This window comes from Paraliobacillus quinghaiensis, from assembly GCF_003426025.1.
In the GTDB taxonomy this organism is placed as follows: domain Bacteria; phylum Bacillota; class Bacilli; order Bacillales; family Amphibacillaceae; genus Paraliobacillus_A; species Paraliobacillus_A quinghaiensis.
On sequence record NZ_QJSH01000009.1, the window covers coordinates 98,851 to 124,568 of the forward strand.

Annotated in this window: 30 protein-coding genes and 2 other annotated features (1 of these 32 running past the window's edge); of the genes, 23 read left to right on the forward strand and 7 right to left on the reverse strand. The window is 35.6% G+C overall.

Annotated features, from left to right (window positions below):
- Nucleotides 1-28, forward strand: a sequence feature (ribosomal protein L20 leader region) (it extends 97 nt beyond the left edge of the window).
- A gap of 109 nt (nt 29-137) precedes the next feature.
- The 5 genes from infC (at nt 138) to D2K40_RS08050 (ending at nt 2,308) form a co-directional block, all read left to right on the forward strand.
- Nucleotides 138-659: a translation initiation factor IF-3 gene (gene infC, locus D2K40_RS08030; protein WP_117154780.1), complete on the forward strand. Its 522-nt coding sequence runs from the start codon at nt 138-140 to the stop codon at nt 657-659.
- A 35-nt stretch (nt 660-694) separates the two neighbouring features.
- Nucleotides 695-892: a 50S ribosomal protein L35 gene (gene rpmI / locus D2K40_RS08035; RefSeq protein WP_117154782.1), complete on the forward strand. Its 198-nt coding sequence runs from the start codon at nt 695-697 to the stop codon at nt 890-892.
- A 48-nt stretch (nt 893-940) separates the two neighbouring features.
- Complete coding sequence (gene rplT, locus D2K40_RS08040) at nt 941-1,297, forward strand: 50S ribosomal protein L20 (protein ID WP_117154784.1); 357 nt, start codon at nt 941-943, stop codon at nt 1,295-1,297.
- Nucleotides 1,298-1,383: 86 nt separating this feature from the next.
- Complete coding sequence (locus tag D2K40_RS08045; protein ID WP_117154786.1) at nt 1,384-1,653, forward strand: DUF1294 domain-containing protein; 270 nt, start codon at nt 1,384-1,386, stop codon at nt 1,651-1,653.
- Between the two features lie 67 nt (nt 1,654-1,720).
- A complete protein-coding gene (locus D2K40_RS08050; RefSeq protein WP_117154788.1) occupies nt 1,721-2,308 on the forward strand; it encodes a TVP38/TMEM64 family protein in 588 nt (195 codons plus the stop codon).
- A 100-nt stretch (nt 2,309-2,408) separates the two neighbouring features.
- On the opposite strand, the gene D2K40_RS08055 is transcribed toward D2K40_RS08050, so the two are convergent.
- Nucleotides 2,409-2,798: a sigma-w pathway protein ysdB gene (locus tag D2K40_RS08055; protein WP_308422894.1), complete on the reverse strand. Its 390-nt coding sequence runs from the start codon at nt 2,796-2,798 to the stop codon at nt 2,409-2,411.
- A gap of 213 nt (nt 2,799-3,011) precedes the next feature.
- On the opposite strand from D2K40_RS08055, the gene D2K40_RS08060 reads away from it, so the two are divergent.
- Nucleotides 3,012-3,497: a dUTP diphosphatase gene (locus D2K40_RS08060; RefSeq protein ID WP_117154790.1), complete on the forward strand. Its 486-nt coding sequence runs from the start codon at nt 3,012-3,014 to the stop codon at nt 3,495-3,497.
- Nucleotides 3,498-3,562: 65 nt separating this feature from the next.
- Complete coding sequence (locus D2K40_RS08065; RefSeq protein WP_117154792.1) at nt 3,563-4,648, forward strand: M42 family metallopeptidase; 1,086 nt, start codon at nt 3,563-3,565, stop codon at nt 4,646-4,648.
- Between the two features lie 202 nt (nt 4,649-4,850).
- Here D2K40_RS08065 and D2K40_RS08070 read toward each other — a convergent pair whose 3' ends face one another.
- Entirely contained in the window at nt 4,851-5,474 is a 624-nt protein-coding gene (locus D2K40_RS08070; protein ID WP_117154794.1) for a lytic transglycosylase domain-containing protein, read from the reverse strand.
- Nucleotides 5,475-5,954: 480 nt separating this feature from the next.
- Entirely contained in the window at nt 5,955-6,170 is a 216-nt protein-coding gene (gene sspI / locus D2K40_RS08075; protein WP_117154796.1) for a small acid-soluble spore protein SspI, read from the reverse strand.
- A 100-nt stretch (nt 6,171-6,270) separates the two neighbouring features.
- Between sspI and D2K40_RS08080 the strand changes: the two genes are divergently transcribed.
- The 3 genes from D2K40_RS08080 to pheT all read left to right on the forward strand — a co-directional run bounded on the left by D2K40_RS08080 (nt 6,271) and on the right by pheT (nt 10,873).
- A complete protein-coding gene (locus D2K40_RS08080) occupies nt 6,271-7,017 on the forward strand; it encodes a TrmH family RNA methyltransferase (RefSeq protein WP_117154798.1) in 747 nt (248 codons plus the stop codon).
- 74 nt (nt 7,018-7,091) lie between these two features.
- Nucleotides 7,092-7,332, forward strand: a binding site (T-box leader).
- 65 nt (nt 7,333-7,397) lie between these two features.
- Nucleotides 7,398-8,432 (forward strand): phenylalanine--tRNA ligase subunit alpha, encoded by a 1,035-nt coding sequence (gene pheS / locus D2K40_RS08085; protein ID WP_117154799.1) that lies wholly within the window; start codon nt 7,398-7,400, stop codon nt 8,430-8,432.
- A gap of 14 nt (nt 8,433-8,446) precedes the next feature.
- Entirely contained in the window at nt 8,447-10,873 is a 2,427-nt protein-coding gene (pheT, locus tag D2K40_RS08090) for a phenylalanine--tRNA ligase subunit beta (RefSeq protein WP_117154801.1), read from the forward strand.
- A 119-nt stretch (nt 10,874-10,992) separates the two neighbouring features.
- On the opposite strand, the gene D2K40_RS08095 is transcribed toward pheT, so the two are convergent.
- On the reverse strand, nt 10,993-11,199 hold the full coding sequence (locus tag D2K40_RS08095; protein ID WP_117154803.1) for a hypothetical protein: 207 nt from the start codon (nt 11,197-11,199) through the stop codon (nt 10,993-10,995).
- 10 nt (nt 11,200-11,209) lie between these two features.
- The gene (locus D2K40_RS08100) at nt 11,210-11,638 is read right to left on the reverse strand and encodes a DUF2383 domain-containing protein (protein ID WP_117154804.1); all 429 of its coding nucleotides are present in this window, start codon (nt 11,636-11,638) and stop codon (nt 11,210-11,212) included.
- 182 nt (nt 11,639-11,820) lie between these two features.
- Between D2K40_RS08100 and D2K40_RS08105 the strand changes: the two genes are divergently transcribed.
- The gene (locus tag D2K40_RS08105; protein WP_205417565.1) at nt 11,821-11,976 is read left to right on the forward strand and encodes a hypothetical protein; all 156 of its coding nucleotides are present in this window, start codon (nt 11,821-11,823) and stop codon (nt 11,974-11,976) included.
- Between the two features lie 12 nt (nt 11,977-11,988).
- Here D2K40_RS08105 and rnhC read toward each other — a convergent pair whose 3' ends face one another.
- A complete protein-coding gene (rnhC, locus tag D2K40_RS08110) occupies nt 11,989-12,912 on the reverse strand; it encodes a ribonuclease HIII (RefSeq protein WP_117154807.1) in 924 nt (307 codons plus the stop codon).
- Nucleotides 12,913-13,036: 124 nt separating this feature from the next.
- Here rnhC and zapA point away from each other — a divergent pair, with 124 nt between their 5' ends.
- From zapA to uvrC, 7 genes are all read left to right on the forward strand, one after another.
- Nucleotides 13,037-13,312, forward strand: a complete 276-nt coding sequence (zapA, locus tag D2K40_RS08115) for a cell division protein ZapA (protein ID WP_117154809.1) — start codon at nt 13,037-13,039, stop codon at nt 13,310-13,312.
- Nucleotides 13,305-13,859 (forward strand): CvpA family protein, encoded by a 555-nt coding sequence (locus D2K40_RS08120; RefSeq protein ID WP_117154811.1) that lies wholly within the window; start codon nt 13,305-13,307, stop codon nt 13,857-13,859. The genes zapA and D2K40_RS08120 overlap by 8 nt, the downstream gene beginning before the upstream one ends.
- Nucleotides 13,860-13,948: 89 nt before the next feature.
- Complete coding sequence (polX, locus tag D2K40_RS08125) at nt 13,949-15,667, forward strand: DNA polymerase/3'-5' exonuclease PolX (RefSeq protein WP_117154812.1); 1,719 nt, start codon at nt 13,949-13,951, stop codon at nt 15,665-15,667.
- A gap of 15 nt (nt 15,668-15,682) precedes the next feature.
- Nucleotides 15,683-18,028, forward strand: a complete 2,346-nt coding sequence (locus tag D2K40_RS08130) for an endonuclease MutS2 (RefSeq protein ID WP_117154814.1) — start codon at nt 15,683-15,685, stop codon at nt 18,026-18,028.
- 87 nt (nt 18,029-18,115) lie between these two features.
- Nucleotides 18,116-18,523, forward strand: a complete 408-nt coding sequence (locus tag D2K40_RS08135; RefSeq protein ID WP_117154816.1) for a DUF350 domain-containing protein — start codon at nt 18,116-18,118, stop codon at nt 18,521-18,523.
- 127 nt (nt 18,524-18,650) lie between these two features.
- Nucleotides 18,651-18,965: a thioredoxin gene (trxA, locus tag D2K40_RS08140; protein WP_117154818.1), complete on the forward strand. Its 315-nt coding sequence runs from the start codon at nt 18,651-18,653 to the stop codon at nt 18,963-18,965.
- 172 nt (nt 18,966-19,137) lie between these two features.
- Complete coding sequence (gene uvrC / locus D2K40_RS08145; protein ID WP_117154820.1) at nt 19,138-20,925, forward strand: excinuclease ABC subunit UvrC; 1,788 nt, start codon at nt 19,138-19,140, stop codon at nt 20,923-20,925.
- A gap of 88 nt (nt 20,926-21,013) precedes the next feature.
- On the opposite strand, the gene D2K40_RS08150 is transcribed toward uvrC, so the two are convergent.
- Nucleotides 21,014-21,448: a YslB family protein gene (locus tag D2K40_RS08150; RefSeq protein WP_117154822.1), complete on the reverse strand. Its 435-nt coding sequence runs from the start codon at nt 21,446-21,448 to the stop codon at nt 21,014-21,016.
- Nucleotides 21,449-21,684: 236 nt separating this feature from the next.
- On the opposite strand from D2K40_RS08150, the gene D2K40_RS08155 reads away from it, so the two are divergent.
- From D2K40_RS08155 to racE, 5 genes are all read left to right on the forward strand, one after another.
- Nucleotides 21,685-21,909 carry a helix-turn-helix domain-containing protein gene (locus tag D2K40_RS08155; RefSeq protein ID WP_117154824.1) on the forward strand — a complete coding sequence of 75 codons (225 nt, stop codon included), beginning with the start codon at nt 21,685-21,687 and terminating at the stop codon, nt 21,907-21,909.
- Between the two features lie 164 nt (nt 21,910-22,073).
- Nucleotides 22,074-23,270: a class I SAM-dependent rRNA methyltransferase gene (locus D2K40_RS08160; RefSeq protein WP_117154826.1), complete on the forward strand. Its 1,197-nt coding sequence runs from the start codon at nt 22,074-22,076 to the stop codon at nt 23,268-23,270.
- A 104-nt stretch (nt 23,271-23,374) separates the two neighbouring features.
- A complete protein-coding gene (locus D2K40_RS08165; protein ID WP_117154828.1) occupies nt 23,375-24,205 on the forward strand; it encodes a DegV family protein in 831 nt (276 codons plus the stop codon).
- Nucleotides 24,206-24,289: 84 nt separating this feature from the next.
- Nucleotides 24,290-24,754, forward strand: coding sequence for a MarR family winged helix-turn-helix transcriptional regulator (locus tag D2K40_RS08170; protein WP_117154830.1), 465 nt, complete (start codon nt 24,290-24,292; stop codon nt 24,752-24,754).
- Between the two features lie 27 nt (nt 24,755-24,781).
- Entirely contained in the window at nt 24,782-25,588 is an 807-nt protein-coding gene (gene racE / locus D2K40_RS08175) for a glutamate racemase (protein ID WP_117154832.1), read from the forward strand.
- Nucleotides 25,589-25,718: the final 130 nt, after the last annotated feature.

The following is a 25,718-nucleotide window of genomic DNA, read 5'->3' on the forward strand; positions in this document are numbered from 1 at the left end:
CAGTGTGTACCGACACTTTTTTTATGGATAAAATCAACTAGCTTGTCAGTTGACCATTGGAACAGGTCAAGGTTGCTATTAGTAAAATAAAGTAACCGATCATAAATCATGACGCTTTTAAAAAATCACGGAGGTGGCTGATTATTAGCAAAGATACGAACGTCAATGAGAAAATTAGAGCGCGTGAAGTGCGACTCATTGATTCTAATGGGGATCAACTTGGAGTTAAATCTCGTCAAGATGCATTGGATATTGCTCAAACTAGAGAATTAGATCTTGTTCTGGTTGCACCGAATGCAAAACCGCCGGTGTGTCGGATCATGGACTATGGTAAACATCGTTTCGAGCAACAGAAGAAAGAAAAAGAAGCACGTAAAAAACAAAAAATAATCAATCTCAAGGAAGTACGTCTAAGTCCTGGTATTGAAGAACATGATTTTAATACAAAGCTTCGCAATGCAAGAAAGTTTCTTGATAAAGGTGATAAGGTTAAAGTATCGATTCGTTTTCGCGGACGTGCGATTACCCATAAAGAGTTAGGTCAAAAAGTATTAGAGCGTATGGCAGAAGCGTGTAAAGATCTTTCAACAGTGGAACAAAGACCAAAAATGGAAGGTCGTAGCATGTTCTTAACGCTTGCACCAATTAACGAAAAATAAGAATTAGCTTAGATGTTATAAAGGAGGAACTACTCATGCCAAAAATGAAAACTCATAAAGGCTCACAAAAACGTTTTAAAAGAACAGCTTCTGGAAAGCTGAAACGCTCACACGCGTATACAAGTCACTTGTTTGCAAACAAGTCACAAAAGCAAAAGCGAAAATTGCGCAAAGGCGCAGTTGTTTCTGCTGGAGATTACAAGCGTATCAAACAAATGGTACCATACAAATAAACAATTTAACGTAACTAAATCGTTGAGATATACTAGGAGGGAATTACTATGGCACGTGTTAAAGGTGGAACAGTTACACGCAAGCGTCGTAAACGCATATTAAAGCTTGCTAAAGGATATTATGGTTCAAAACATGCGTTATTTAAAGTAGCAAAGCAACAAGTTTGGAAATCAGGTCAGTACGCATATCGTGACCGCAGAAATAAAAAGCGTGATTTTCGTAAATTATGGATTACACGTATCAATGCTGCAGCACGTTTAAACGATCTTTCTTACAGCCGTTTAATGCATGGTTTGAAATTAGCTGGTATCGAAGTTAATCGTAAAATGCTTTCTGAATTAGCAATTAATGATGAGCAAGCATTTGCACAATTAGCTGATAAAGCAAAAGCTGCATTAAAATAGTATAATTATAATGAAGAGCTATTTTCTCATTTTTGAGGGGATAGCTCTTTTTATCATGCATATATCGAATTTTAGGAGAGAAAAAAATGCAACTGATTATGATTTATACCTTTGCCATTAATATAATAGGATTTATTCTAATGGGGATAGATAAAAGGCGTGCAAGGAAGAGAATGTGGCGTATACCAGAAAAAACATTGTGGATTATTGCGTTATTAGGCGGTTCATTTGGAAGTTTGTTAGGTATGCGGCATTTCCGTCACAAAACAAAACATACAATATTTACGATTGGAATGCCACTTCTAATTGTTATTCAGACGGTTTTAATCTTTTGGGTTTATTTAAAAAATAGTTAAAGTTGTCATAAAGGCTCGTCTCATGTCATATAATTAAATAATTGTATCTGCCTGAGGAGGGACTAAAATGGAATATATCGGTGTTTATGTTATGACGCTTGTAGAGACTGGAGGGATCTTTGCACCTCTATTCTTTATTGCATTACATCTATTACGCCCATTATTGTTTCTTCCAGTCGTATTTTTGTGTGTAACAGGTGGGGTCTTATTTGGAGTAATTCCAGGGATAATCTATTCAGTAATTGGCATAACACTCTCTAGCTTTATTTTTTACAAAATGGCGGAACGAATGCCAGATACAATGAACAGATTTGTACGTATGAAACAAAAATTAATAGGTCATCGTGCAGATTTAACAACAGCGCAAATAGCAATATTACGATTAATTCCATTTATCCATTTTCATTTGTTATCGTTATGTATATTAGAGATATCTGTACATCTAAAAGATTATATGCGGTCATCTTTTGCATCTAACCTACCGCTTGCAGTTGTTTATACATCAGTTGGAAAATCAATTACAGAATTCTCTCCGTTAATAGCTGGAAGTGTAATAATAGGGATTTTACCTTTTCTGTATATCTTAAGAAGAAAGGAAATCTATATCAGCTGGCAAGACTTCTTTGGTTTGAAATCAACAAGTACAGGTGTTTAAAAATATACCACGCATATTTATAAAAACTTTGAAGTACAAGGTGTCCTTAAAAAGCAATCCAAACTTTCTTAATTGGATTGCTTCTTTTAATATGATCATCTTATTTTTTTAATACTAATTTATTAATCGGATTTTTCCATTCAACAGTAGCATAAGGGTAACGGATTAGAATTTCTTCCTCAAGAAAATATAAATCATCTCGCTCTAACCCTTTTAATTCACTAGGATGGCGTGCTGATACACTGATATTTATAACATCAAAGGAATTTTCAGTTGTACCTAGGTATTTTTCTCCTTCAAACAAAATTCCTTTATACGTCATTAAAAAATTCTTTTTAATATTATCAGATTCATCAAGAAAATAAAAAACTTTTTTATCTTTGGCAACTTCAAGTTTTCGCTTCGGATTGATGATATATTTGTATGCAGAATAGAGCATAAAGATAATCGCTATAAATATTAAAAACCGAAAGATAAAAACAACAATCATCTGTACCGACTCCCTGTAGATAGTTTAACTTATATACGAATAAGACAAGTGTTAGGTTTCACTTTTTTTCATTGCTTATTAAATTAAAAATTTCGCTACACTTGAGTAACATGTAGGGCGAGTAATCGCAGTCCCAGTCCATACGTCGCTATCCGGGCGCTTACGCTTTTGATCTGTTATACTATTAATAATTTAATTATAAAGGAGATTCTTATGGATTGGCAAAAATTATACACAATGCAAAGACAACTTGATACTTATATTCAATCGAATCATCAGTTAAATTCAAATGATTTATTCGATAAAAAAATATTGGCGTTATTGGTGGAACTGGGTGAACTAGCAAATGAGACAAGGTGCTTTAAGTTTTGGAGTACAAAACCAACAAGTGAAAGAGCTATTGTACTAGAGGAATATGTTGATGGGTTGCATTTTATCTTATCAATTGGATTAGATCAGGGCTTTACAAATGAACAAATTAAAGTAATGGCACTTGATAAAGATACAACAAATCTTTTTAATTATGTTTTTGAGAAAATTATTACACTAAAACAAGATCCCTCAGCAAAGCACTACAATGAAGTATTTGGTGCATTTCTAAGACTAGGGGAAGTATTAGGTTTTAGCGAAGAAGATATTCAACAAGCTTATATTGATAAGAATGAAGTGAACTTTAATCGACAGGATACAAACTATTAGATTGATTTTTTGAGAAAAAATAAAAAAAAGTCTATACTAATAATATAGAAAGGGAGGTAATACATATGACAAAACTAAATGATCAATTAACAATGTTAAAAGAATTAACAGATGCTAGAGGTATATCTGGTGATGAAAGAGAAGCACGTGAGGTGATGGAGAAATATATTACACCTTACGCAACTGAGGTATACACTGATAATATCGGAAGTTTGATTGCCAAAAAAGTAGGTCAAGAAGATGGGCCGAAAGTAATGGTGGCAGGCCATTTAGATGAAGTTGGTTTCATGATAACTCGAATCGATGATAATGGATTCTTATACTTCCAAACAATCGGTGGTTGGTGGAGCCAAGTGATGCTTGCGCAACGCGTAACTGTTGTGACATCAAAAGGTGATGTCACAGGTATTGTTGGATCTAAACCACCACATATTATGACAGCTGAAGCGCGTAAAAAGCCAGTCGAAATTAAAGATATGTTTATTGATATTGGAGCAACAAGTAGAGAAGAAGCAGAGTCTTTTGGTGTACGTCCTGGTGATTCTGCCGTACCATACTTCGAGTTTACACAAATGAAAAATGAAAAATTATTACTAGCAAAAGCATGGGATAACCGAATTGGCTGTGCGATAGCAATTGAAGTTTTAAAAAATCTAAAAGATGAAACACATCCAAACGTTGTCTATGGCGTTGGGACTGTGCAAGAGGAAGTTGGTTTACGTGGGGCAAAAACAGCCACAAATGCTATAAAACCTGATATTGGTTTTGCAGTTGATACAGGGATTGCTGGTGATACGCCAGGTATTTCTCCAAAAGAAGCGGATAGCAAAATTGGTGACGGACCACAAATTATTTTGTATGATGCATCCATGATTTCACATAAAGGATTGCGCGATTTTGTTATTGACACAGCTGATTCAAAAGAAATCCCGTATCAGTATGCAAACCTTGCAGCTGGTGGAACAGACTCAGGTTCAATTCATTTAACAGCAAATGGTGTTCCTGCATTATCAATCACGATTGCAACACGTTATATTCACTCACACGCTGCAATCATTCACCAAGATGACTTTGATAATGCCGTTAAGTTAATTGTTGAAGTGATCAAAGGGCTAGATGCAGATAAGGTTAAAGAGATTACATTTAACTAGAGGATATTCAAAAAGTCATCAAATGATAAGGCGTCGCATCTCTTTGTTGGCTCGTTCTTCCGGTCCTCATGTAGGGGAAGCCTACATTCTGGTCCTCAGAAACTTCGCCGCCTCGACCTGCTTGCTTCTAATTTGTCGACTTTTTGAACATGTATTAAATAAAAAAGTGTTCCAACTATAATAATAGTTTGGAGCACTTTTTTTAAGCTAAATAGTTACGCATTACTTTGTTAACATAATTTTGAGTTTCTTTAAATGGTGGTATACCATCATATTTAGCAACATTTCCAGGTCCTGCGTTATAAGCAGCTAAGGCTAAGGAAGTGTCCCCTTGGTATCGATTAAGCATTTGACTTAAATAGTTTGTCCCACCGAAGATATTTTGGTGAGCATCAAAAGAGTCAGTCACACCAAGACCTGCAGCCGTAGCAGGCATTAGTTGCATATAACCTTGAGCACCAGCACTACTCACAGCATCTTTATTAAAATTAGATTCTGCCTTGATTACAGATTGGATTAGTTTCTGATCTACACCATATTTTGCCGATGCTTGTTCAATGATCGTTGATACATCATTTGAACCAGACATTGTTTGCTGTAGTGGTGAAATCGTTGGATATAAATTGTTGTTAGTCAAAGTGTTAGGAGATCCTATATTTTTACGAATCGAAGAAGTGTTGTCTGTTGTAGAGCCCATCTCATGCAACATTGTTTGAAACATTTGCTCAAACATTGAGGCTGAGCTAGCTGTATTAGCGCTATTACCTGATGAAAAATTTGCCATCGCTTGTGCCTGCATCATACTTTGCAATAATCTAATATCCATGACCGTTCCTCATTTCTATCTAATGATCATAGTTTAACTGAAAAAGGAGATTGTGACAATTATTATTTAGCGGGGTGGTGTTAGAAAAGGTGCGCGGACATATATTCTGTTATTTTTGAAAAATAGCGTAATTTGGAGGGTATTGTGGACATTTGTTCCGCTATTTAGCTATAAAATGGTCAATTTTAAGTGATTTACATCAAATAACGTACTAGATGTCCACTACCCACTTAGAATAGCTGTTTTTGTGTGAATAGCGTACTAAATGTCCGCGAAAAATCAAAAGATGAGGATTACAGTAATCTCAAGTTATACAAAACCGCCTGCTTCCGTAGCAAGTTCGCACTTATTACCAGTTAGTACACATTTTTTATATCAAATCCGCAAACATAAATAGTTACGAAAAAAACTTTTATTTCAATAACAAAAAAGTCGAGACAAAATCCCTAAGATTTTACTCTCGACTTTTTGTACTTCTCTTTAATGTGCTTGTTTTACCCCTTGTTCTAACGCATCCAGCATTTCTTGTTGTTCTGTTTGACTTGATTGTTGCCAAATTAACTCAAATAATACACCTAAACCCGGCAGCATTTTTTCTTCACCACTTTGAATAGCATCGACAATTGTAGCTTCTAACTGTGATTTATCGTTGTCTGTAACATTTTCCAAAATTGCCTTACGCAGATTTAAATCCACACAATCACCTCATCTTAATATATTTCATACTACTATTAGTTTGACCAGCGACACCAAAAATATGTATTATAGGTAAGAGATTAAGTAAAGGATGAGACGCATGATTACATCAGTGAAAAATGAAACGGTTAAACAGTGGAATAAATTAAAAATTAAAAAGCACCGTGAGCAGCAGCAGCAATTTTTAGTGGAAGGCGTTCACTTAGTACAAGAGGTGTTAGCTAGTGATTGGGAAGTAGAAACTATTATTTTACAAGACGGTGTTACTATACCAATCGAAGTTCCTTCAGAAAAAAGCACATACGTTACAGAAAACGTAATGCAACATCTTACTGATACGAAAACACCTCAAGGAATTGTAGCAATTGTGCGGATGAAAGAATCAGACTTGAAAAACAAACAGAAGTTATTACTTTTGGATGCGATTCAAGATCCAGGTAATGTTGGTACGATGATTCGAACTGCTGATGCAGCAGGATTTGATGGGATCGTATTAGGTGATGGAACAGTTGACCTTTATAATGATAAAGTTATTCGATCATCACAAGGATCGATCTTTCACCTTCCTATATTGCGAACAAATTTATTGGAATATACTCAAGAACTAAAGCAAGGAGATATCACAATTTGGGGATCAACCTTAGAACAGGCAAGCCCAATTCATGAGCTTAAGGTTCCAAAAAAAGTAGCCTTAATTGTTGGGAATGAAGGTGCGGGTGTGAGTCAAGAATTATTAAAAGAGGCTGATCAACGCGTGCATATTCCAATCTTTGGTCAAGCGGAATCGTTAAATGTTAGTGTGGCAACTGGAATAATGCTATACCAAATTGTAACAGCAAAGCAGTAATCGTGTTATTTTGCAATTTATCGGTTGCATCTTTGATTAGAGTTTTCTATAATAAGAAAAGATATCTTTAATACTTACAAGCAACGAAAGAGTTAGTAGACTGTACAAATATTCAATGAGTCAGGGAAAAGAAGCCATAGACTGGAAGCTTCTTGCATTGAAGTAAAGTTGAATTTTCACTCTGGAGCTGGCGTTTGGGACCTTGCATACTGCAAGTAAGAACGCTCCGGAATTTATTCCGTTATCAAGTGAGAGTGGGCAAATAGTATATTTGTCAACAAGGGTGGTACCGCGATTCGAAGCCTCGTCCCTTTTATGGGATAGAGGCTTTTTATATGCGCAAATTTAGTTATTACCAAGAATATGAGGAGGGATTTTTCATGAAAGAACGTTTACAGGCTTTAAAAGAAGAAGCATTAGTAAAAGTGGAAGAAGCATCAACACTAGAAGCACTGCAGCAAGTACGTGTTTCCTATTTAGGGAAAAAAGGACCGATTACAGAAGTTTTAAGAGGAATGGGTAAGCTCTCAGCGGAAGAACGGCCAGTTATCGGTGATTTAGCGAACAAAGTACGTGAAGCAATTGCATCACAACTAGATGAAAAGAAAGCAGCTTTAGAAGCTAAGGCTCTAGATGAAAAGTTACTAACGGAAAAAATTGATGTAACTTTACCAGGTCGTCCTGTTCAAGTAGGTGGACCACATCTATTAACTAGTATCGTAGAAGAAATTGAAGATTTATTTATAGGAATGGGTTTTGAAGTTAGAGAAGGTCCAGAAGTCGAGACTGATTATTATAATTTTGAAGCACTAAACTTACCAAAAGATCATCCAGCAAGAGATATGCAGGATTCGTTCTATATCACAGAAGAACTATTATTACGTACACATACTTCCCCTGTTCAAGCGCGGACTATGTTGGAATATAAGGGTAATAAACCCGTTAAGATGATCTGTCCTGGTAAAGTTTATCGCCGTGATACGGACGATGCAACACATTCTCACCAATTCACTCAAGTTGAAGGACTCTATGTGGATAAAGATGTGAGAATGAGCGACCTAAAAGGTGTCTTAAATCAATTTGCGAAACAATTCTTTGGTGAAGAACGTGAAATTCGTTTACGTCCAAGTTTTTTCCCTTTCACGGAACCATCTGTTGAAATGGATATTTCATGTAAGGTATGTCATGGAGAAGGTTGTTCTGTTTGTAAAGGAACTGGCTGGATTGAAATACTCGGTGGTGGAATGGTTCACCCAGATGTTTTGGAACTGGCTGGTTATGACCCGAAAATCTATAGTGGTTTTGCATTTGGAATGGGACCTGAACGGATTGCGATGTTGAAATATGGTGTTGATGATATTCGTCATTTCTATACCAACGATGTTCGATTTTTAAAACAATATCATAAAGCATAACTAGGAGGGATAATATGTTCGTATCATTTAATTGGTTGAAAAAATATGTCGAATTAGGTGACATTACACCTGAGGCATTAGCAGATAAAATCACGAAAACTGGAATAGAAGTAGAAGGTATTGAATACATTGCTGAAAAAAGCACGAATGTGGTTGTTGGTTATGTAGAGGAATGTGAAAAACATCCGAATGCAGATAAACTAAATCTTTGCCAAGTTAATGTTGGTGAGGATAGCTTACAAATTATTTGCGGTGCACCAAATATTGCAAAAGGACAAAAAGTTGCAGTTGCAAAGCCAGGAGCGGTTTTACCTGGTAATTTTAAGATAAAAAAGGCAAAACTTCGTGGTGTTGAATCAAACGGTATGATCTGCTCACTACAAGAGCTTGGTATTGAAGAGAAATATGTACCAAAGGATATTGCGGATGGTATCTTCGTTTTCCCAACTGATGCAGAGGTTGGTGCTGATGCTTTATCGCTATTAAATTTAGATGACGCAATTCTGGAATTAGGTTTAACGCCGAACCGATCTGATGCATTAAGTATGCTTGGTGTTGCTTATGAAGTAGCTGCGATACTAGATGTACCTGTTCAATTGCCAGATGAAACAGTCGAAATGATTGATGAGAAAGCAACTGATAAGGTAAAGGTTACTGTTGATGCACCTGAATTAAATCCTTACTATGGTGCGTTTGTAGTGAAGGATATTAAAGTTGGACCATCTCCATTATGGATGCGTAACTTTTTAATTGCAGCAGGAATTCGACCAATTAATAATGTGGTTGATATAACGAACTATGTTCTACTTGAATATGGACAGCCGTTACATGCATTTGATTATGACGATTTCGGATCAGATGAAATTGTTGTCAGAAGAGCAAAAGAAAACGAAATGATGGTCACTTTAGATGATCAAGAACGCACACTATCTAGTGAGCATCTTGTTATCACAAATGGTGAAGCACCAACTGCACTTGCTGGTGTTATGGGTGGAGCCAATGCAGAAGTTTCAGTTGAAACAACAACTGTACTATTAGAAGCGGCTTATTTTGATCCAAAAACAGTACGAATTGCTTCAAAAGCACATGGATTACGTAGTGAATCAAGCACACGTTTTGAAAAAGGAGTCGATCCTAATCGCGTTAAACGTGCTGGACTTCGCGCATGTCAATTACTAAGTCTGTACGCAGGTGGAAAAGTTTTAAGTGGAGCAGCTGAATTTGATCAGTTAGATAAGTCGGAAAAAGAAGTAACGATTGAAACAAATCAAATAAATGCTCGCCTTGGTACTGCTATTTCTGATACAGATATTGCAACTATCTTACGGAAACTTGATTTCGGCTTTGACCAAGACGGTGAAACATTCACTGTTCATGTCCCAACACGTAGACAAGATATCTCAATTTTCGAGGATATGTTAGAAGAAGTGGCCCGTATTTATGGGTATGACCTTTTACCATACACGTTACCTCAAGGTGCCGCTCAAGCTGGAGGTTTAACGAAGCCTCAAACAATAAAACGAGAAGTGAAAAAGTATTTTGAAAGTGCAGGATTGATGGAAGCTATTACGTATTCTCTTACAACAAGAGAGCGTGCAATGATGTTGACCAGTCCAGAAGTTAAGGCTGAAACTGTTACACCAGTTCATCTAGCAATGCCAATGAGTGAAGAACATAGCACGTTACGTTTAAGTATATTACCTGAAATGCTTGCGTCGCTTTCCTATAATATTGCTAGAAAACAAGTAAATGTTGGGTACTATGAAGTTGGTTCTGTTTTCCTTTCAAAGCAAGCACAAGTTACAGAACAGCCGAAAGAAAAACTACGAGCATCAGTAGCAATTACTGGTGAATGGTTAAATCATCCTTGGCAACAAGAGAAAAAACAGGTCGACTTTTACTTAGCAAAAGGAATTTTAGAAGGACTACTAGATCGTTTAGATTTTGAGGCAACCTACAAAGAATTAGTCATCGATGACATGCACCCTGGGAGAACAGCTCAAGTTATCGTTAACAATATTCCGGTAGGGTTTATCGGTCAAGTTCACCCACGTCTTCAAAAAGCTTTTGATTTAAAAGATACGTATGTTTTTGACATTGATTTAGATTATCTAATCGAAGCACATATAGATGAACCAAGCTTTACAAAGATCCCGCGTTTTCCAACTGTTTCTAGGGATATTGCTTTAGTTGTCGATGAGAATGTAGCAGCAGGAGAGATTCAAACTACAATTGAAGAAGCGGCTGGCAGTCTTTTAAAACAAGTGAATGTGTTTGACCTTTATCAAGGTGAGCATTTAGAAGCTGGCAAAAAATCACTTGCATTCAATTTACTTTATCTTGATCCAGAACGTACATTAACAGATGAAGAAGTAGAAAATTCTTATCAAGCGATTTTATCTGCTGTAAAAGAAGCGCACCAAGCGGAACTAAGAGGATAATAAATGAGTTAATACCATCTATTTAGAAATAAATAGGTGGTATTTTTATGGATTAGGTTTTAAATAAAAAAGAGTTAAGAAACCCGCAGTATATAACTGTAGGGCTTCTCAGTTTAGATCTAAGAGTTATGAAACGTTTGCTGAATCTCTTTTTCTGCAATAAAAGCATTACCTGATTCAATATTTTTGTGTTCATTCACCGAATCGCCATGTAGTTCCTCATCTACATCAAATAAATCATCTGTTAAGTCATTTTTGACCCTTATACGTTCTCGATCTTTTTGTTTTGGTATAAAACGTTTATTATTGTCTTGTTTGATTTTCATCACCTTCTTCTTAATGAAGTAGTTGCTTTAATTGTTCTACATGCTTTCGATTTGTATCAATTACCTCTTCAACAACTTCTTTACTCTCTTGATCTAGATCGCCCTTAACAAGCTCTTCAGAATATTCAACTCCATAGTTATTTATGCCCTTAATCGCATCTTCTAAAATCTTTTGGGGATCTCCTGAGATTTTTAACTTATGCATGTAACTATGCATTGCACCAGAAAAACCTTCACTGTTGGCTGGTTCGCCACCAAGGTTTTGAATGCGCTCCGCTATCTTTAGTGCACTTTGTTTGGTATCCTGTTGCATGGTTTGAAAGCTTTTTTTCAATTCATCATCATCCAGCCTTTGAATGTAGTGTTCAAATGAATGTATCCCCATGTAACTTGCACGTAATATTGTGTTTAATTCTTCAATAATTAGTCCATTATTCATGATGCACATCCTTTCCCTTTTATTATTAAGCTGGTAAACGGAAATATTCATTTTCCAGTTTTCTTAGTTGAAAATAGTAATTAAAGAAGTTAATCGAAAGAAATTTAATGTTAAAATAGTAATGAAAAATGTACTAAAAGTAATTAAAAAGCAAGATGAAGATTGAGAGGGAGTTGAGGTCTTTGAGTAAATATGGAGCAGGTCTAGGTTTGGTTTTTGGGGCGGGACTTGGGGTTATAATTGGAGCAATTACCTCAATAAACATTGAGCTAGCAGTAATCGTAGGAGCTGGAGTTGGATTAATAATAGGCTCTATGATAGCAGGTATTAAAATGTGAAAAAGCAGAGACCTAAAGATAGGACTCTGCTTTTTTAGTGTTGGCAAAATGTATTTTTGAATATTTTTCAAGTTCTTCAATGCCACCACGGTCTAATATCTTTCCAGCCACACGGTCAACCTTTGCTGAAGCACCTTTAGGTAATGTTACGCCAGCTTTAGTTGATAGTTTGTTCATTTCTTGAACAAAACTCGCTCGGGCTATGATTGACCCAGCTGCTACAGCAATGGAATGGCTTTCTGCTTTTGTCATAAAGTGTACATTTTTTTGTAATTTTGCATCTTCTGAGCGCAAATGTTTTTGATAGACACTTGGTTGTGAAAATTGATCAATTAAAATTCCCATTGGTTCTTTAGGAGCAATTTTTTGGAGTACCTTCGTGATTGCTTGATGATGGAGCATTGTTTTGATTTTTCCTTGTGTCCAACCTCTTTTTTGCAATTGGTTATACTTTTCGTTATGTAAGATCACAAGGGAATAAGGAATTTTCAATTGAAGCAATTTTTTTGCGATTGTTTGGATAGTTGAATCGGTTAAATTTTTGGAATCCTTTACACCTAATTCCTGTAACATATTCATTTGTTCTGCTTTCACATAAACAGCTGCAACGGTAACTGGTCCAAAATAGTCACCTGTTCCTGCTTCATCTGAACCAATGTGTGATTGGTTAAAGAGACCTGGGTATGGTTCAAAACCATGTGTTGGCTTTTTCTTTGGTTCTTTAGTGGCTTCTTCGACCGTTCCCCATTTTTTGGCTTCTATTTCTGGATTCGATCCTTGAAATAGTACTTTACCAGATTTGTAAGCAGTGATTGTAATGTTTGATGTGGTTGCTGAGAAAATGGCACCTTGTGGAGCGGTTTTTAACATCGATTGATAGGTTTGTTTCATTTCCTCTACTTTTTCTGCGGAAAGTGTTAATACGATTTGTCCCATATATTCTCCTCATATTCATAGTAATTCAATTATAACAAAAATAATCAAAAGAGAATAGTTTCCTAATGAATGTGTTCATGTTAATATTATCTTTAGGAATTGATTGAAGTGAGGGGGTATAATCGTGTCCCAAGCGAAAAAAACACGGACTACAGTTGACATATATGGCAAGGATTATACAATAGTGGGTGACGAGAGTGCTCGTCATGTTCGTATGGTGTCAAGTTTAGTTGACGAGAAAATGCGTGAAATTCACGAGGCCAATAAGAGTCTTGACACTACTAAGTTAGCAGTTTTGACAGCTGTAAACACGATGAATGATTATTTAGAATTACAAAAGCAGTATCAAGAACTTAAAAGTTCAATCCAACAGAAAGAGGATAAACAAGAAAATGACTGATATTATACTAATTGTGTTACTTATACTAGGGATATTAAGAGGTTTGAAGCGCGGGTTTATTTTACAAGCATTTCATTTGATTGGGTTTATTGTCGCTTTTATTGTGGCTGTTTTGTACTATGATAACCTTTCCAATCAATTAAATATGTGGATACCTTATCCAGGTTTACCCGAAGGAGAAACATGGGCAGTTTTCCTTGAATCCTTGCCATTAGAGAGTGCTTTTTATAACGCTATTGCATTTGCCATTTTATTTTTTGTTACTAAAATTATCATAAGTATTATTAGCTCAATGCTTGACTTTGTAGCTGAATTACCTATTTTACACTCTGTTAATCGTTTATTAGGTGCAGTGCTAGGTCTTTTAGAAACATATTTCGTTATGTTTGTTATTCTATACATAGCAGCTCTACTGCCAGTTGGATTCATTCAAGAAGCAATAGAAGGTTCTTCAATTGCTACACTAATCATTGACAATACACCAGTTTTATCTGAGCAAATTAAATCGTTATGGTTTGAACACGTTATTACTCTAATTAGTAACTAACTATTTTGAATGAATTGAAAACCCTTGTGAACTATATAAGCAAGGGTTTTCTATAGTTTTAAAACTATTTTTTTATGGAGGCAATGCCAGTGGCGATAGATAAAAAAGATGTAATCAAATTATTAGAAGAAATTGCGGTATACCTTGAATTAAAAGGTGAAAATTCATTTAAAATATCTGCATATCGAAAAGCTGCTCAAGCACTAGAGGTTGATGACCGCTCATTAACTGAGATCGAAGACTTTACGGCTTTAAATGGGATTGGTAAAGGAACAGCAGCAGTAATCGATGAGTATATAGAAAAAGAACAATCAGAAACACTTTTGACATTACAAAAGGAAGTACCTGAAGGACTTGTACCATTATTGGATCTACCAGGACTAGGCGGTAAAAAAATAGCGAAGCTTTATCAAGAGCTAGGTGTAACAGATGCGGATACGTTAAAGAAGGCATGTGAATCTGGAGCTGTTGCTAATTTAAAAGGTTTTGGGCAAAAGACAGCTGAAAAAATCTTAAAAGCGATTGCTGATAGTAATACCCGACCAGAACGTCTTCCGATTGCATTTATGCTCCCGATTGTCGATGAAATAGAAGCATATCTGTCCAAAATTGATTCGGTAGACCGCTTTTCTCAAGCAGGAAGTATTCGTCGTATGCGAGAAACTGTTAAAGATTTAGACTTTATTATTGGTAGCAAGGATCCTTTAAAAGTGCGTGATGCGCTATTACAAATAGATACAATTAAAGATGTAATCGCCTCAGGTGAGACAAAGGTCTCCGTTACGCTTGAAAGAGGCTATGACGTTTCTGTTGATTTTCGAATTGTTGCACCTGAAGCATTTGCTACAACACTTCACCATTTCACTGGATCAAAAGACCATAATGTTGCCATGCGTCAACGAGCAAAGCAACAAGGCGAGAAGATAAGTGAATATGGTGTAGAAAATACCGAGACTGGTGAAATGCATACATTTGCGACGGAAGAAGCCTTCTTCAAACATTTTGGGCTTAATTATATTACACCTGAACTTCGTGAAAATCATGGAGAATTAGAAGCGTTTGAACAAAAAAAAGATTTAATTTCTTCTGAGGATATTCGTGGTGATTTGCACATGCATACTACTTGGAGTGATGGTGCACAGTCAGTAGAAGAAATGGTGAAGAAAGCGATCGAACGTGGTTACGATTATATTGCGATTACAGATCATTCTAAGTTTTTAAAAGTAGCGAATGGATTAAACGAAACGCGCTTACGTAAGCAAAGAGAAGAGATTGAACGGTTAAGAACTGTATATCCAGAAATTCATATTTTCGCTGGGGTCGAAATGGATATTTTACCAGATGGATCACTAGATTTTGATAATGACTTTTTAAAAGAAATGGATTATGCAATTGGAGCAATCCATTCGAGCTTTAACCAAAGTGAAGAGAAAATCATGGAACGATTAACTACTGCACTTGAAAATCCATATGTGTCAATTATTGCCCATCCAACTGGACGTATCATTGGACGCAGGGAGGGTTATAAAGCAAATGTAGAAAAGTTAATTGAAAAGGCAAAAGCAACCAATACTGTTTTAGAATTAAATGCAAATCCAAATCGGTTTGACCTGTCAGCAAATTGGATTGAAAAAGTACAAGCAGCTGGTGTAAAGATTGCAATTAACACGGATGCTCATAACTATAAGTCATTATCATTTATGGAAGAAGGCGTGCGTGTAGCTAGAAGAGGTTGGGTACGACCTGATTCAGTTATTAATACATGGACAAAGGATGAATTAATTGCATTATTTCAAAGTAAACGTTAAAAGGAGTCACAAATCATGAATAACCGAATTTTTCATGTCTTAGAATTTGACAAAATTATTCATATGCTAAAAGACCATGCGGCTTCTTCTTTAGGAAAAGAGCGTGCAAATCAGTTAAAACCATCAACCGATTTAGCTGAAGTAACACGTCTACAGGAGGAGACAGATGAAGCGGTCAGTATTATTCGTTTACACGGTGATGTTCCGCTGGGTGGCATTGTTGATATTAGGCCAAGCATCAAACGGGCGGAAATTGGTGGTATATTAAATCCACAAGAATGTTTAGATATAGCTGGTACAATATACGGTGGGAAACAACTCCGACGATTTATTGAGTCAATTGAAGAGCCAAAATTACTAATAATTGATTCATTTGTGGAACAAATTGAGCCACTAAATAACTTGGAGCGTGAAATTAAAAACTGCGTTGACGATCATGGTCATGTGATGGACGGAGCATCAGAAAAATTACGTTCACTTCGCACGAAAATCAGAACAAATGAAAGTCGTGTCCGTGATCGTTTAGAAGGGTATACGAAATCAAAAAGTAAGATGCTCTCTGATGCAATTGTAACAATTCGAAATGATCGTTATGTCTTACCTGTTAAACAAGAGTATCGCGGGGCAATAGGCGGAATCGTTCATGATCAATCATCATCAGGTCAAACTTTGTTTATGGAACCACAAGCAGTCGTCGAATTGAATAATCAATTACAAGAAGCAAGAGTTCAAGAGAAAACAGAAATTGAGCGGATTTTACGTGAGTTAACGATGCGAATTGCAGCAGATGAAGAATACTTACGACAAAATGTAAATGTCTTAGCTAAATTAGATTTTATTTTTTCACGTGCAAAATTAGGTCAATCAATGCGTGCGGCAATGCCAAAAATGAACGAGCAAGGTATCATTAAGATGAAGCAGGCTCGCCACCCACTTTTAAGTGATGACGAGGTTGTAGCTAATGACGTTGAGTTAGGAACGGATTATCATGCAATTGTGATAACAGGACCAAATACAGGTGGTAAAACTGTTACATTAAAAATGGTTGGATTATGTACATTAATGGCTCAATCTGGATTACAGATTCCTGCCTTAGATGGATGTGAATTAGCTGTTTTTGATGATGTATTTGCAGATATTGGGGATGAACAATCAATCGAACAAAGCTTAAGTACCTTTTCTTCTCATATGACAAATATTGTAGATATACTAGAACATATCACTCCCAAAACGCTTATCTTGTTTGATGAATTAGGAGCAGGTACAGACCCGCAAGAAGGCGCTGCTCTGGCGATGGCTATTTTAGATAACGTCGTTCAAAAAAATGCCAGGATTATTGCAACGACACATTATCCAGAGTTAAAAGCTTATGGGTATAATCGTGATGGTGTGATTAACGCATCTGTTGAATTTGATGTAGAAACATTGCGACCAACTTATCGCTTGTTAATTGGTGTTCCAGGTAGAAGTAACGCTTTTGAGATTTCAAGACGATTAGGCTTGAGTGAAGAAGTGATTGAGTCAGCGAAAAGTCAAATTGGTACGGATTCGACGAGTGTGGAGAATATGATTGCATCACTTGAAACTGCTAGACGTAATGCGGAGCATGATTATGAAGAGGCTGAAAAGATACTAGCTGAATCAGAGCAGCTAAAAGATGACTTAGAGAAGCAATGGCAGTTATTCGATCAGAAGCGAGAAGCGCTTTATCAAAAAGCGGAAGAAAAAGCGGAAAAGGCTTTACAAAATGCACGTGAAGAAGCTGAGGAAATCGTTGCAACTATTCGCGAAATGAAGCATGGTGCATCACTAAAAGAGCACGAATGGATAGAAGCACGTAAGTTATTTGATGAAGCACAGCCAAACTTAGCTAGTAAGAAAGCCACAACAGAAACAAAGCAAACAAATACTACGGAAAAATTGGAGCCAGGTGATGAGGTATTTGTTGCAACATTAAATAAAAATGGAACAATAGTAGAACAATCAAGCAAAAATGAATACCAAGTTCAAGTTGGGATTATGAAAATAAAAGCAAAACGAAAAGATTTACAATTTATTAAACGTGAAGAGCCTATATTAGAAAAACCAATGGCAACTGTAAAAGGTTCAAATTACCATGTCAAGACTGAGCTTGATTTACGAGGAGAACGATATGAAGATGCAATGCATGCTCTAGAGAAATACGTGGATGATGCCCTATTAGCAGGTTATCCAACTGTTTCAATTATACATGGTAAAGGTACTGGTGCTTTACGTAAAGGTGTCCAGGAATTTGCTAAAAAGCATCGACACATCAGTAATCAGCGTTCAGGTTCCATGAATGAAGGTGGAAGTGGTGTAACTGTCTTAGAGTTTCGCTAGTAAAAATTTTTTCAAGTAGAGTCAGCTCTATCGAAATACCTAGGTCTATGATAAAATGCTAAGTAATAATAGGTTGGGGTGTATAAAATGATGTCTTTTTGGGAAAATGTTTACGTTGAAGCTGCAGCACGCTACAGTGTGGTTATATTATGTATGATCTTATTTCTTGCCATTTTTGAAATTGTTACATCATATAAGAACTGGGAAGAAATAAAAAAAGGAAACTTGTCTGTCGCAATGGCAACGGGCGGCAAAATCTTTGGAATAGCAAATGTGTTTCGATTTTCCATTCAACACAATGACACGATTATTGAAAGTGTCGGTTGGGGTACATTCAGTTTCTTTTTATTATTAATTGGTTATTTTGTTTTTGAATTTTTAACACCGACATATAAAATTGATGAAGAAATTGGTAATGATAATCGAGCAGTTGGTTTTATTTCGATGGTTATTTCGGTGGGATTATCGTATATTATTGGTGCAAGTATAGGATAATTAGCTTTGTATGAACACTTTTTTTCAGGGTAAAGTAAGTTGTGAGCAAACTATTGGTAACATAGCAAATTAGAATGATATACTGAATAAGAATTAAGATTCAGAACGTAAATAGGAGGCTATATATATGGCAATTGTAAAAGCAGATGACAAAACATTTACAGACGAAACATCTCAAGGTCTAGTATTGGCAGACTTTTGGGCACCTTGGTGTGGCCCGTGTAAGATGATTGCACCAGTCCTAGAAGAACTTGATGGCGAAATGAGCGACAAAGTAAAAATCGTTAAATTAGATGTAGATGACAATCAAGAAACAGCAGGTAAATTTGGTGTAATGAGTATCCCAACATTACTTCTTTTTAAAGATGGAGAAGTAGTTGAACAAGTAGTTGGGTTCCAACCAAAAGAGGCATTAGTAGAACTAATTAACAAACATGCATAATTAAAAGTATGAATAATTAAGTATTACCATTTAGAATCCCTTGTTACTTATTCGTAACAAGGGATTCTTCTTTGTTATTAGGAGATGTTTAGGTAGGTGCTTTCCTCTAATTTGCCGACTTCTTATACACGCACTATAATAGACTTATAAAATGATTGTGGAGTGTCTTAATATGTCTGATAAAATAAAAGAAAAATTAAGTGTATTGCCTGCACAACCAGGTTGTTACTTAATGAAAGATAAACATGGTACGATTATTTACGTTGGAAAGTCTAAGTTATTAAAAAATCGTGTTCGTTCCTATTTTACGGGGGCAAACGATCAAAAAACACAACGATTAGTCCAAGAAATTGTTGACTTTGAATATATTGTGACATCATCAGAAATTGAAGCACTGATCTTAGAAATGAATTTAATTAAAAAATATGATCCTAAATATAATGTGCTACTAAAAGATGATAAAAGTTATCCTTACTTAAAGATCACCAATGAGCGACACCCCAGGTTGTTGATAACCAGGAAAGTTTATAAGGATAAAGGGAAGTACTTTGGTCCATATCCTAATGTTCTTGCAGCAAGAGAGACCAAAAAATTATTAGATCGTATTTATCCATTACGTAAATGTAATAATCCACCAGGAAGACATTGTTTGTATTACCATATGGATCAATGTCTTGCGTGTTCTGATAACCCACCATCTGAAGAAACATATAAAAAAATTGTTCAAGATATTGTTTCTTTTTTAAATGGAGGGCATCAAGCAATCAAACGTAGCCTTAAGGACAAAATGCAACAAGCAAGTGATGCGTTGAATTTTGAACGTGCGAAAGAACTGCGCGATCAAATACAACATATTGAAGCGGTAATGGAACAACAGAAGATGACGTTAAACGATGAAGTTAACCGGGACGTCTTCCACTATGCTTATGATAAAGGTTGGATGTGTGTACAAGTATTCTTTGTTCGGCAAGGTAAATTAATTGAACGTGACGTCTCGATATTCCCATTTTTTGATGAAGCAGAAGAGACATTTATGAGTTTTGTTGGACGCTTTTATTTACATCAAAATCATTTAAAACCAAAACAAATTCTTGTACCTGCGCCAACGGATTATCAACTTTTAAAAGAATTATTAGAAGTAGATGTAACAATACCTTATCGAGGCCGGAAAAAAGAACTGGTTGATTTAGCTGGAAAAAATGCTGAAATTGCTTTAGAAGAAAAATTCTCATTAATTGAACGAGATGAAGAACGCACCATTAAAGCTGTAGAAGATTTAGGAGAAAGACTTAACATAGAAATCCCACATCGAATTGAAGCTTTTGATAACTCAAATATTCAAGGCACTGATCCAGTATCAGCGATGGTTGTTTTTAGTGATGGACGACCACTAAAAAAAGAGTATCGCAAATATAAAGTTCGAGATGTAAAAGGACCAGATGATTATGAGACGATGCGTGAGGTAGTTCGTCGGCGCTATACACGGGTGTTAAAGGATAATTTGCCTCTCCCTGACTTGATTGTTATTGATGGTGGAAAAGGGCAAATGAATGCAGCCTTTGATGTACTAGAAAATGAATTAGGTTTAGATATTCCATTATGCGGTTTAGCAAAGGATGAAAAACATAAAACAAGTGAGCTTTTATATGGTAATCCACCTGAAGTCGTTGAACTCGATCGTCAGTCACAAGAATTTTATTTAATCCAACGAATTCAGGACGAGGTTCACCGTTTTGCAATTAGTTTTCACCGCCAGCTGCGTGGAAAAAGTGCTTTTAAGTCAGAATTAGATTCCATTCCCGGTGTTGGTGAGAAGAGACGCAAACTATTATTAACGCACTTTAAATCGATTACAGAAATCAAAAGCGCGTCTATAGAAGAATTAAAGCGTTTAGGAATACCTGAACCAACTGCACATATTATTTTGGAACATCTAAGCAAAGAAAAAGACCAGAGCTAAGGTATCGGCCCCCAAAAGTAAGAGTATAAAATCTAACTTTTGAGGGTAACCACCTAATTTAGCTTGGTCTTTTTTGCTGTTAACAATTTTACTTATTGTATAAGACATGAAATTCCACAAAATTTTTACGTTCTTTGATTTCTTCAGTACATTCACATTGAATGCCTTTAATTTGTTGGATTGCTTCAGCTAAGAAACCAGATTCGAGACGATAGTCTTCAATAATATCTGCTTTCATACGTTGTGTAACTGATGAACCTGATAATTGAAAAATGTATTCACGCCTTTTTTCTTTAACACTAGTTAGTGATCCCCAACCTGTTTTATAGAAAAAGTCAGCAACTTGATCAAATGTTTCCCATTTTATTTGTTTTGCAATATTTCTCCCCATTACATAAAGAATTGTATTAGCATCTTTTCCAAGTAGATCTGGTAAGCAAACGTAACGAAGTAAATCATAACCAGAACCAGTTGTTTGTAATTTTTCAACTACTTGATCTGTCTGGTTTAAGTTTTGATGCATAAAGATTATCCCCTTCCATAACAACAACGATAAAATTAATCTAATCATTATTATCGCTTGAAATAGTAGGGATTGCAACCATCATTTAGTCAATTTTTTGGTTGTAGGACAAAGGTATATTTTGATTGAAATAGTATGCGAGCAGGCACAGAAAAGATTTTTGTAACATAGAATACCTTGACTAAATAAATACCCTTCAATACGTAGCTCTAAAGACAGCAAGGAGGGGTTAACACTTGATAGATAGTGACTACAAGCCGAAGCAACTATTAACTAAACGAGAAAAAGAGGTATTTGAGCTTTTAGTACAGGACAAAACAACAAAAGATATAGCCCAGGAACTGTTTATTTCTCAAAAAACAGTAAGGAACCACATTTCAAATGCAATGCAAAAGCTTGGTGTAAAGGGGCGTTCGCAAGCAGTTGTAGAGCTTCTACGTATGGGTGAGTTGAAGCTCTAATAAAGGCCGACTTTCTTAAGGGAAGTCGGTTTTTTGTGGGATAAAGTTCAGTTCTTAACTTTTTTGTTTTTCTTTCTTATTTTAATACTTTGAAAGGTGGATTTGATGGAATGCTGATGGTAAAGTAAACTAAGTACATATATCGAAAAGTTAGGATGAAAGAAATGTCAAATGAAGTTCAATTAAAGGTTAAAGATAAGTTTGTTTCCAAATATAAGGCGGGATTTCCCCAAATAAATAAAGAGGCAATTTTAAATTTAGATGTATTAAAGGATGAAGGAACAATTGTTTCTTTAGTTGATGAAAAAAATAATTTTTTAGGTAAAGGTTACTATGGTAGACAAAATAAGGGATTTGGCTGGATATTAACACAAAAAGAAACTGAGTCAATAGATCAACAGTTTTTTGTTAATAAGTTACGTGCCGCATTTGATCAGCGTCATGCTTTCTATAAGGATAAAGATACCACCGCATTTAGAGTTTTCAATGGTGAAGGTGATGGTATAGGAGGTTTAACAATAGAATATTATGATGGCTACTATGTTATAAACTGGTACAGTCATGGTATCTATTGTTTTAAAGATTTGATCATTCAATCACTAACCAACTTAGTTGATTTTAAAGCTATATATGAGAAAAAGAGATTTGATGTTGGCGGCAAGTATGTGGAAGATGATGACTTTGTGTCGGGTGAAAGAGGACAATTCCCGATTATTATTAAGGAAAATGGCGTAAATTTTGCTGTGTATTTAAATGAAGGACCAATGACAGGTATATTTCTTGATCAAAGACAGGTTAGGAAAACAATAAGAGACAAGTATGCAAAAGGGAAAACGGTGTTAAATACATTCTCATATACTGGGGCTTTTTCTGTGTATGCGGCTCTTGGTGGTGCAAAGGAAACAACAAGTGTTGATCTTGCAAATCGTAGTTTACCGAAAACTGTTGAACAATTTCAGGCCAACGGAATTGACGAAAACGATCATGTGATAAGAGTAATGGATGTATTCAATTATTTTAAGTACGCTATTAAGAAAAATCTTAGCTTTGACATGGTTATCTTAGATCCACCAAGCTTTGCTAGATCTAAAAAACATACATTTAGTGCAGCGAAAGATTATGTAAAATTACTTGAAGAGACAATTGCTATCACGGCTGATAAGGGTATTATTGTTGCTTCTACTAATTCTAGTGGGTTTGGTATGGATAAGTTTAAAGGCTTTATCGAAAAAGCTTTTAAAAATACAAATGGGCAATACAAGATTATTGATACATTTAGTCTTCCAGATGATTTTAAGACTATTAAACAGTATAAAGAGGGAAATTACCTTAAAGTAGTTTTTATTAAGAAGATAAAATAAAAGTTTTTGCATATGGTTAAAAGACCGTTGCTAATTGTTTAAGTATAATTAAAGTGTAAGTATATAATCCAGTATCATTAAGAATGCAGAGGAGGGGGAAGTTAGTGGTCCGTATTATAACCGATAGTTCAGCAGATATCCCTAATGATTTATTAGAAAAGTATGCAATATCTGTAGTTCCATTATCAATAAACGTAGATGATCAAGATTATTTTGAAGGAGTTGACTTAACACCTGAATCTTTTTATCAAAAAATGTCAGAAACTGAAATCTTACCTAAAACGTCTCAACCTACACCTTTGAATTTTTCAAATGTATTTATGGATTTATCGAAAAATGGTGAGGAATTACTTTGTCTCACCATTTCATCTGGCCTAAGTGGAACGTATCAATCAGCAAATTTAGGTAAACAACAAGCAAATGTAAATGTTACAATTTTTGATACATTAGCTGGCTCATTAGGACATGGTTTGCAAGTAATAAAAGCAGCTGAACTTGCTGAGCGAGGATATTCAGTTAGAGAAATAGTTGGAGAATTACAAGATTTAAAAGAAAATATGAATATATTAATTTTGTTAGATACTCTTGAAAATGTGGTCAAAGGTGGCCGACTGAGTAAATTTCAAGGATCTGTAGCTAAGGTCTTAAATATCAAGGTTATTTTAGAAGGGGTAAATGGAGAAGTTGAAGTATTAGAAAAAGTTAGAGGTAGTAGAAGATTCTTTAAAAGAACATTAGAAATTATTGGAGAACGGAAACAGGATTTCTCAGACACAGTTTTTGGTATTACACATACTGGAAACATGAAGGATGTTGAGTTTTTAAAGAATGAAATTAAGGCTAGATATAAACCAAAAGATATCATCGTTAATTATATGGGGGCTACTATGGGTACGTATGCAGGAAAGGGTGGAACGATTGTTTCATTTCGATAACATCTCTAAGATAATTAACCATCTTCCTTAGAAAAATGGTATGATACAGTAAGAATAACCGTACTTAAAGGAGGGTTCGCCCCCGTGGAAGAAGTAAAAAATCCAACTACTATTGCCGAAGTTGAGAGAGAACTACGTTATATTTCGGGGATTATCAAACAAAAAGGTCGCGAAATTTTAAAGAATTATTCAATTACAACACCACAGTTTATTGCTTTGCAGTGGTTATTAGAAGATGGGGACTTAACAATTGGTGAAGTATCTAATAAAATAAATTTAGCATTTAGTACAACCACTGATCTAATTGATCGAATGGAAAAAAATCTTTTAGTTGAGCGAAAAAGGGATACAAAAGATCGTCGAGTTGTTCGAATACATTTATTAGATAAGGGTAAAAACATTATTCATGAAGTGATCGAAAAGAGACAAGCTTATTTGGAAGCTGTGTTAGATGATGTTCCAATAGATCGTGTGGAAGTATTGCATGACATTTTGAAGTTGCTTCATGATCAAATGAGAATGGATAAAGAAAAAAATAGCAATGTGTAAACATTTGAGATAAAGAGGGGATTAGAAGTGGATCAACCGATTGGAGTCATTGACTCAGGTGTTGGTGGTCTGACAGTAGCTAGTGAGCTTATGCGTCAATTACCAAAGGAGAAGTTAATTTATTTAGGGGATACATTAAGGTGTCCATATGGTCCAAGGCCTAAAGAAGAAGTAATTCAATTCACCATGGAAATGGTTGATTTTTTGTTGAAGAAAGATATAAAGTTACTTGTTGTCGCGTGTAATACGGCGACTGCTTTCACTTTAGAACTTCTGCAAGAAAAATTAGCTATTCCTGTGATTGGAGTCATTCAACCAGGTGCTCGTGCTGCAATAAAAATGACACAAAAAATGCAGATTGGTGTAATTGGTACAGAGGGAACGATTGCAAGTAAAGCATATCCAGAGGCACTTCACAGTATTAACTCTGAGATAGAAGTACATGATTTGGCTTGCCCGCTTTTTGTACCAATGGTCGAGCGAGGGGTTTTAAATGGGCCAGATGCTTATAGCGTAATAGAAGACTCATTGCATTCTATTAAAGAAAAACAGCAAATAGATACCTTGATACTAGGTTGTACACATTATCCGCTGCTAAAGGATACAATACAAGCCGTTGTCGGTGATGCTGTTCATATCATTTCATCAGGTGAGGAAACAGCGCGAGAGGTTAGCGCAATAATGGGTTACCATCAAACCTTATATGAAGGGGAACGCATTCCGATGCATGAATTTTATACAACCGGCTCTTGGGAAGTTTTTCAACAAATCGCCAATAATTGGCTAAATATACCGATTAATATTATTGAGAATGCAAATATAGTAATAGATTAAAACAAGTGTGAAATAGCACTTGTTTTTTTATGTTTTCTTTAGGTTCTTTTCGTAAACATTGTTGTTTGAAAAAATTCGGACTTGAGATAAAAAGTGCAATAACTAGTAATGTGAGTTACTAACCCGCTAC

Bases quoted from the DNA above. Each gene is read 5' to 3' on its own strand.
- D2K40_RS08050 (WP_117154788.1), top strand. From the start codon at position 1,721: ATGGAATATATCGGTGTTTATGTTATGACGCTTGTAGAGACTGGAGGG.
- D2K40_RS08065 (WP_117154792.1), top strand. From the start codon at position 3,563: ATGACAAAACTAAATGATCAATTAACAATGTTAAAAGAATTAACAGAT.
- D2K40_RS08100 (WP_117154804.1), bottom strand. From the start codon at position 11,638: ATGAATAATGGACTAATTATTGAAGAATTAAACACAATATTACGTGCA.
- D2K40_RS08150 (WP_117154822.1), bottom strand. From the start codon at position 21,448: ATGCATCAAAACTTAAACCAGACAGATCAAGTAGTTGAAAAATTACAA.
- rnhC (WP_117154807.1), bottom strand. From the start codon at position 12,912: ATGGGACAAATCGTATTAACACTTTCCGCAGAAAAAGTAGAGGAAATG.
- D2K40_RS08060 (WP_117154790.1), top strand. From the start codon at position 3,012: ATGGATTGGCAAAAATTATACACAATGCAAAGACAACTTGATACTTAT.
- D2K40_RS08130 (WP_117154814.1), top strand. From the start codon at position 15,683: ATGAATAACCGAATTTTTCATGTCTTAGAATTTGACAAAATTATTCAT.
- D2K40_RS08045 (WP_117154786.1), top strand. From the start codon at position 1,384: ATGCAACTGATTATGATTTATACCTTTGCCATTAATATAATAGGATTT.
- rplT (WP_117154784.1), top strand. From the start codon at position 941: ATGGCACGTGTTAAAGGTGGAACAGTTACACGCAAGCGTCGTAAACGC.
- pheS (WP_117154799.1), top strand. From the start codon at position 7,398: ATGAAAGAACGTTTACAGGCTTTAAAAGAAGAAGCATTAGTAAAAGTG.
- D2K40_RS08070 (WP_117154794.1), bottom strand. From the start codon at position 5,474: ATGGATATTAGATTATTGCAAAGTATGATGCAGGCACAAGCGATGGCA.
- D2K40_RS08055 (WP_308422894.1), bottom strand. From the start codon at position 2,798: ATGATTGTTGTTTTTATCTTTCGGTTTTTAATATTTATAGCGATTATC.
- uvrC (WP_117154820.1), top strand. From the start codon at position 19,138: ATGTCTGATAAAATAAAAGAAAAATTAAGTGTATTGCCTGCACAACCA.
- D2K40_RS08135 (WP_117154816.1), top strand. From the start codon at position 18,116: ATGATGTCTTTTTGGGAAAATGTTTACGTTGAAGCTGCAGCACGCTAC.
- D2K40_RS08080 (WP_117154798.1), top strand. From the start codon at position 6,271: ATGATTACATCAGTGAAAAATGAAACGGTTAAACAGTGGAATAAATTA.
- rpmI (WP_117154782.1), top strand. From the start codon at position 695: ATGCCAAAAATGAAAACTCATAAAGGCTCACAAAAACGTTTTAAAAGA.
- trxA (WP_117154818.1), top strand. From the start codon at position 18,651: ATGGCAATTGTAAAAGCAGATGACAAAACATTTACAGACGAAACATCT.
- pheT (WP_117154801.1), top strand. From the start codon at position 8,447: ATGTTCGTATCATTTAATTGGTTGAAAAAATATGTCGAATTAGGTGAC.
- D2K40_RS08120 (WP_117154811.1), top strand. From the start codon at position 13,305: ATGACTGATATTATACTAATTGTGTTACTTATACTAGGGATATTAAGA.
- D2K40_RS08095 (WP_117154803.1), bottom strand. From the start codon at position 11,199: ATGAAAATCAAACAAGACAATAATAAACGTTTTATACCAAAACAAAAA.
- D2K40_RS08160 (WP_117154826.1), top strand. From the start codon at position 22,074: ATGTCAAATGAAGTTCAATTAAAGGTTAAAGATAAGTTTGTTTCCAAA.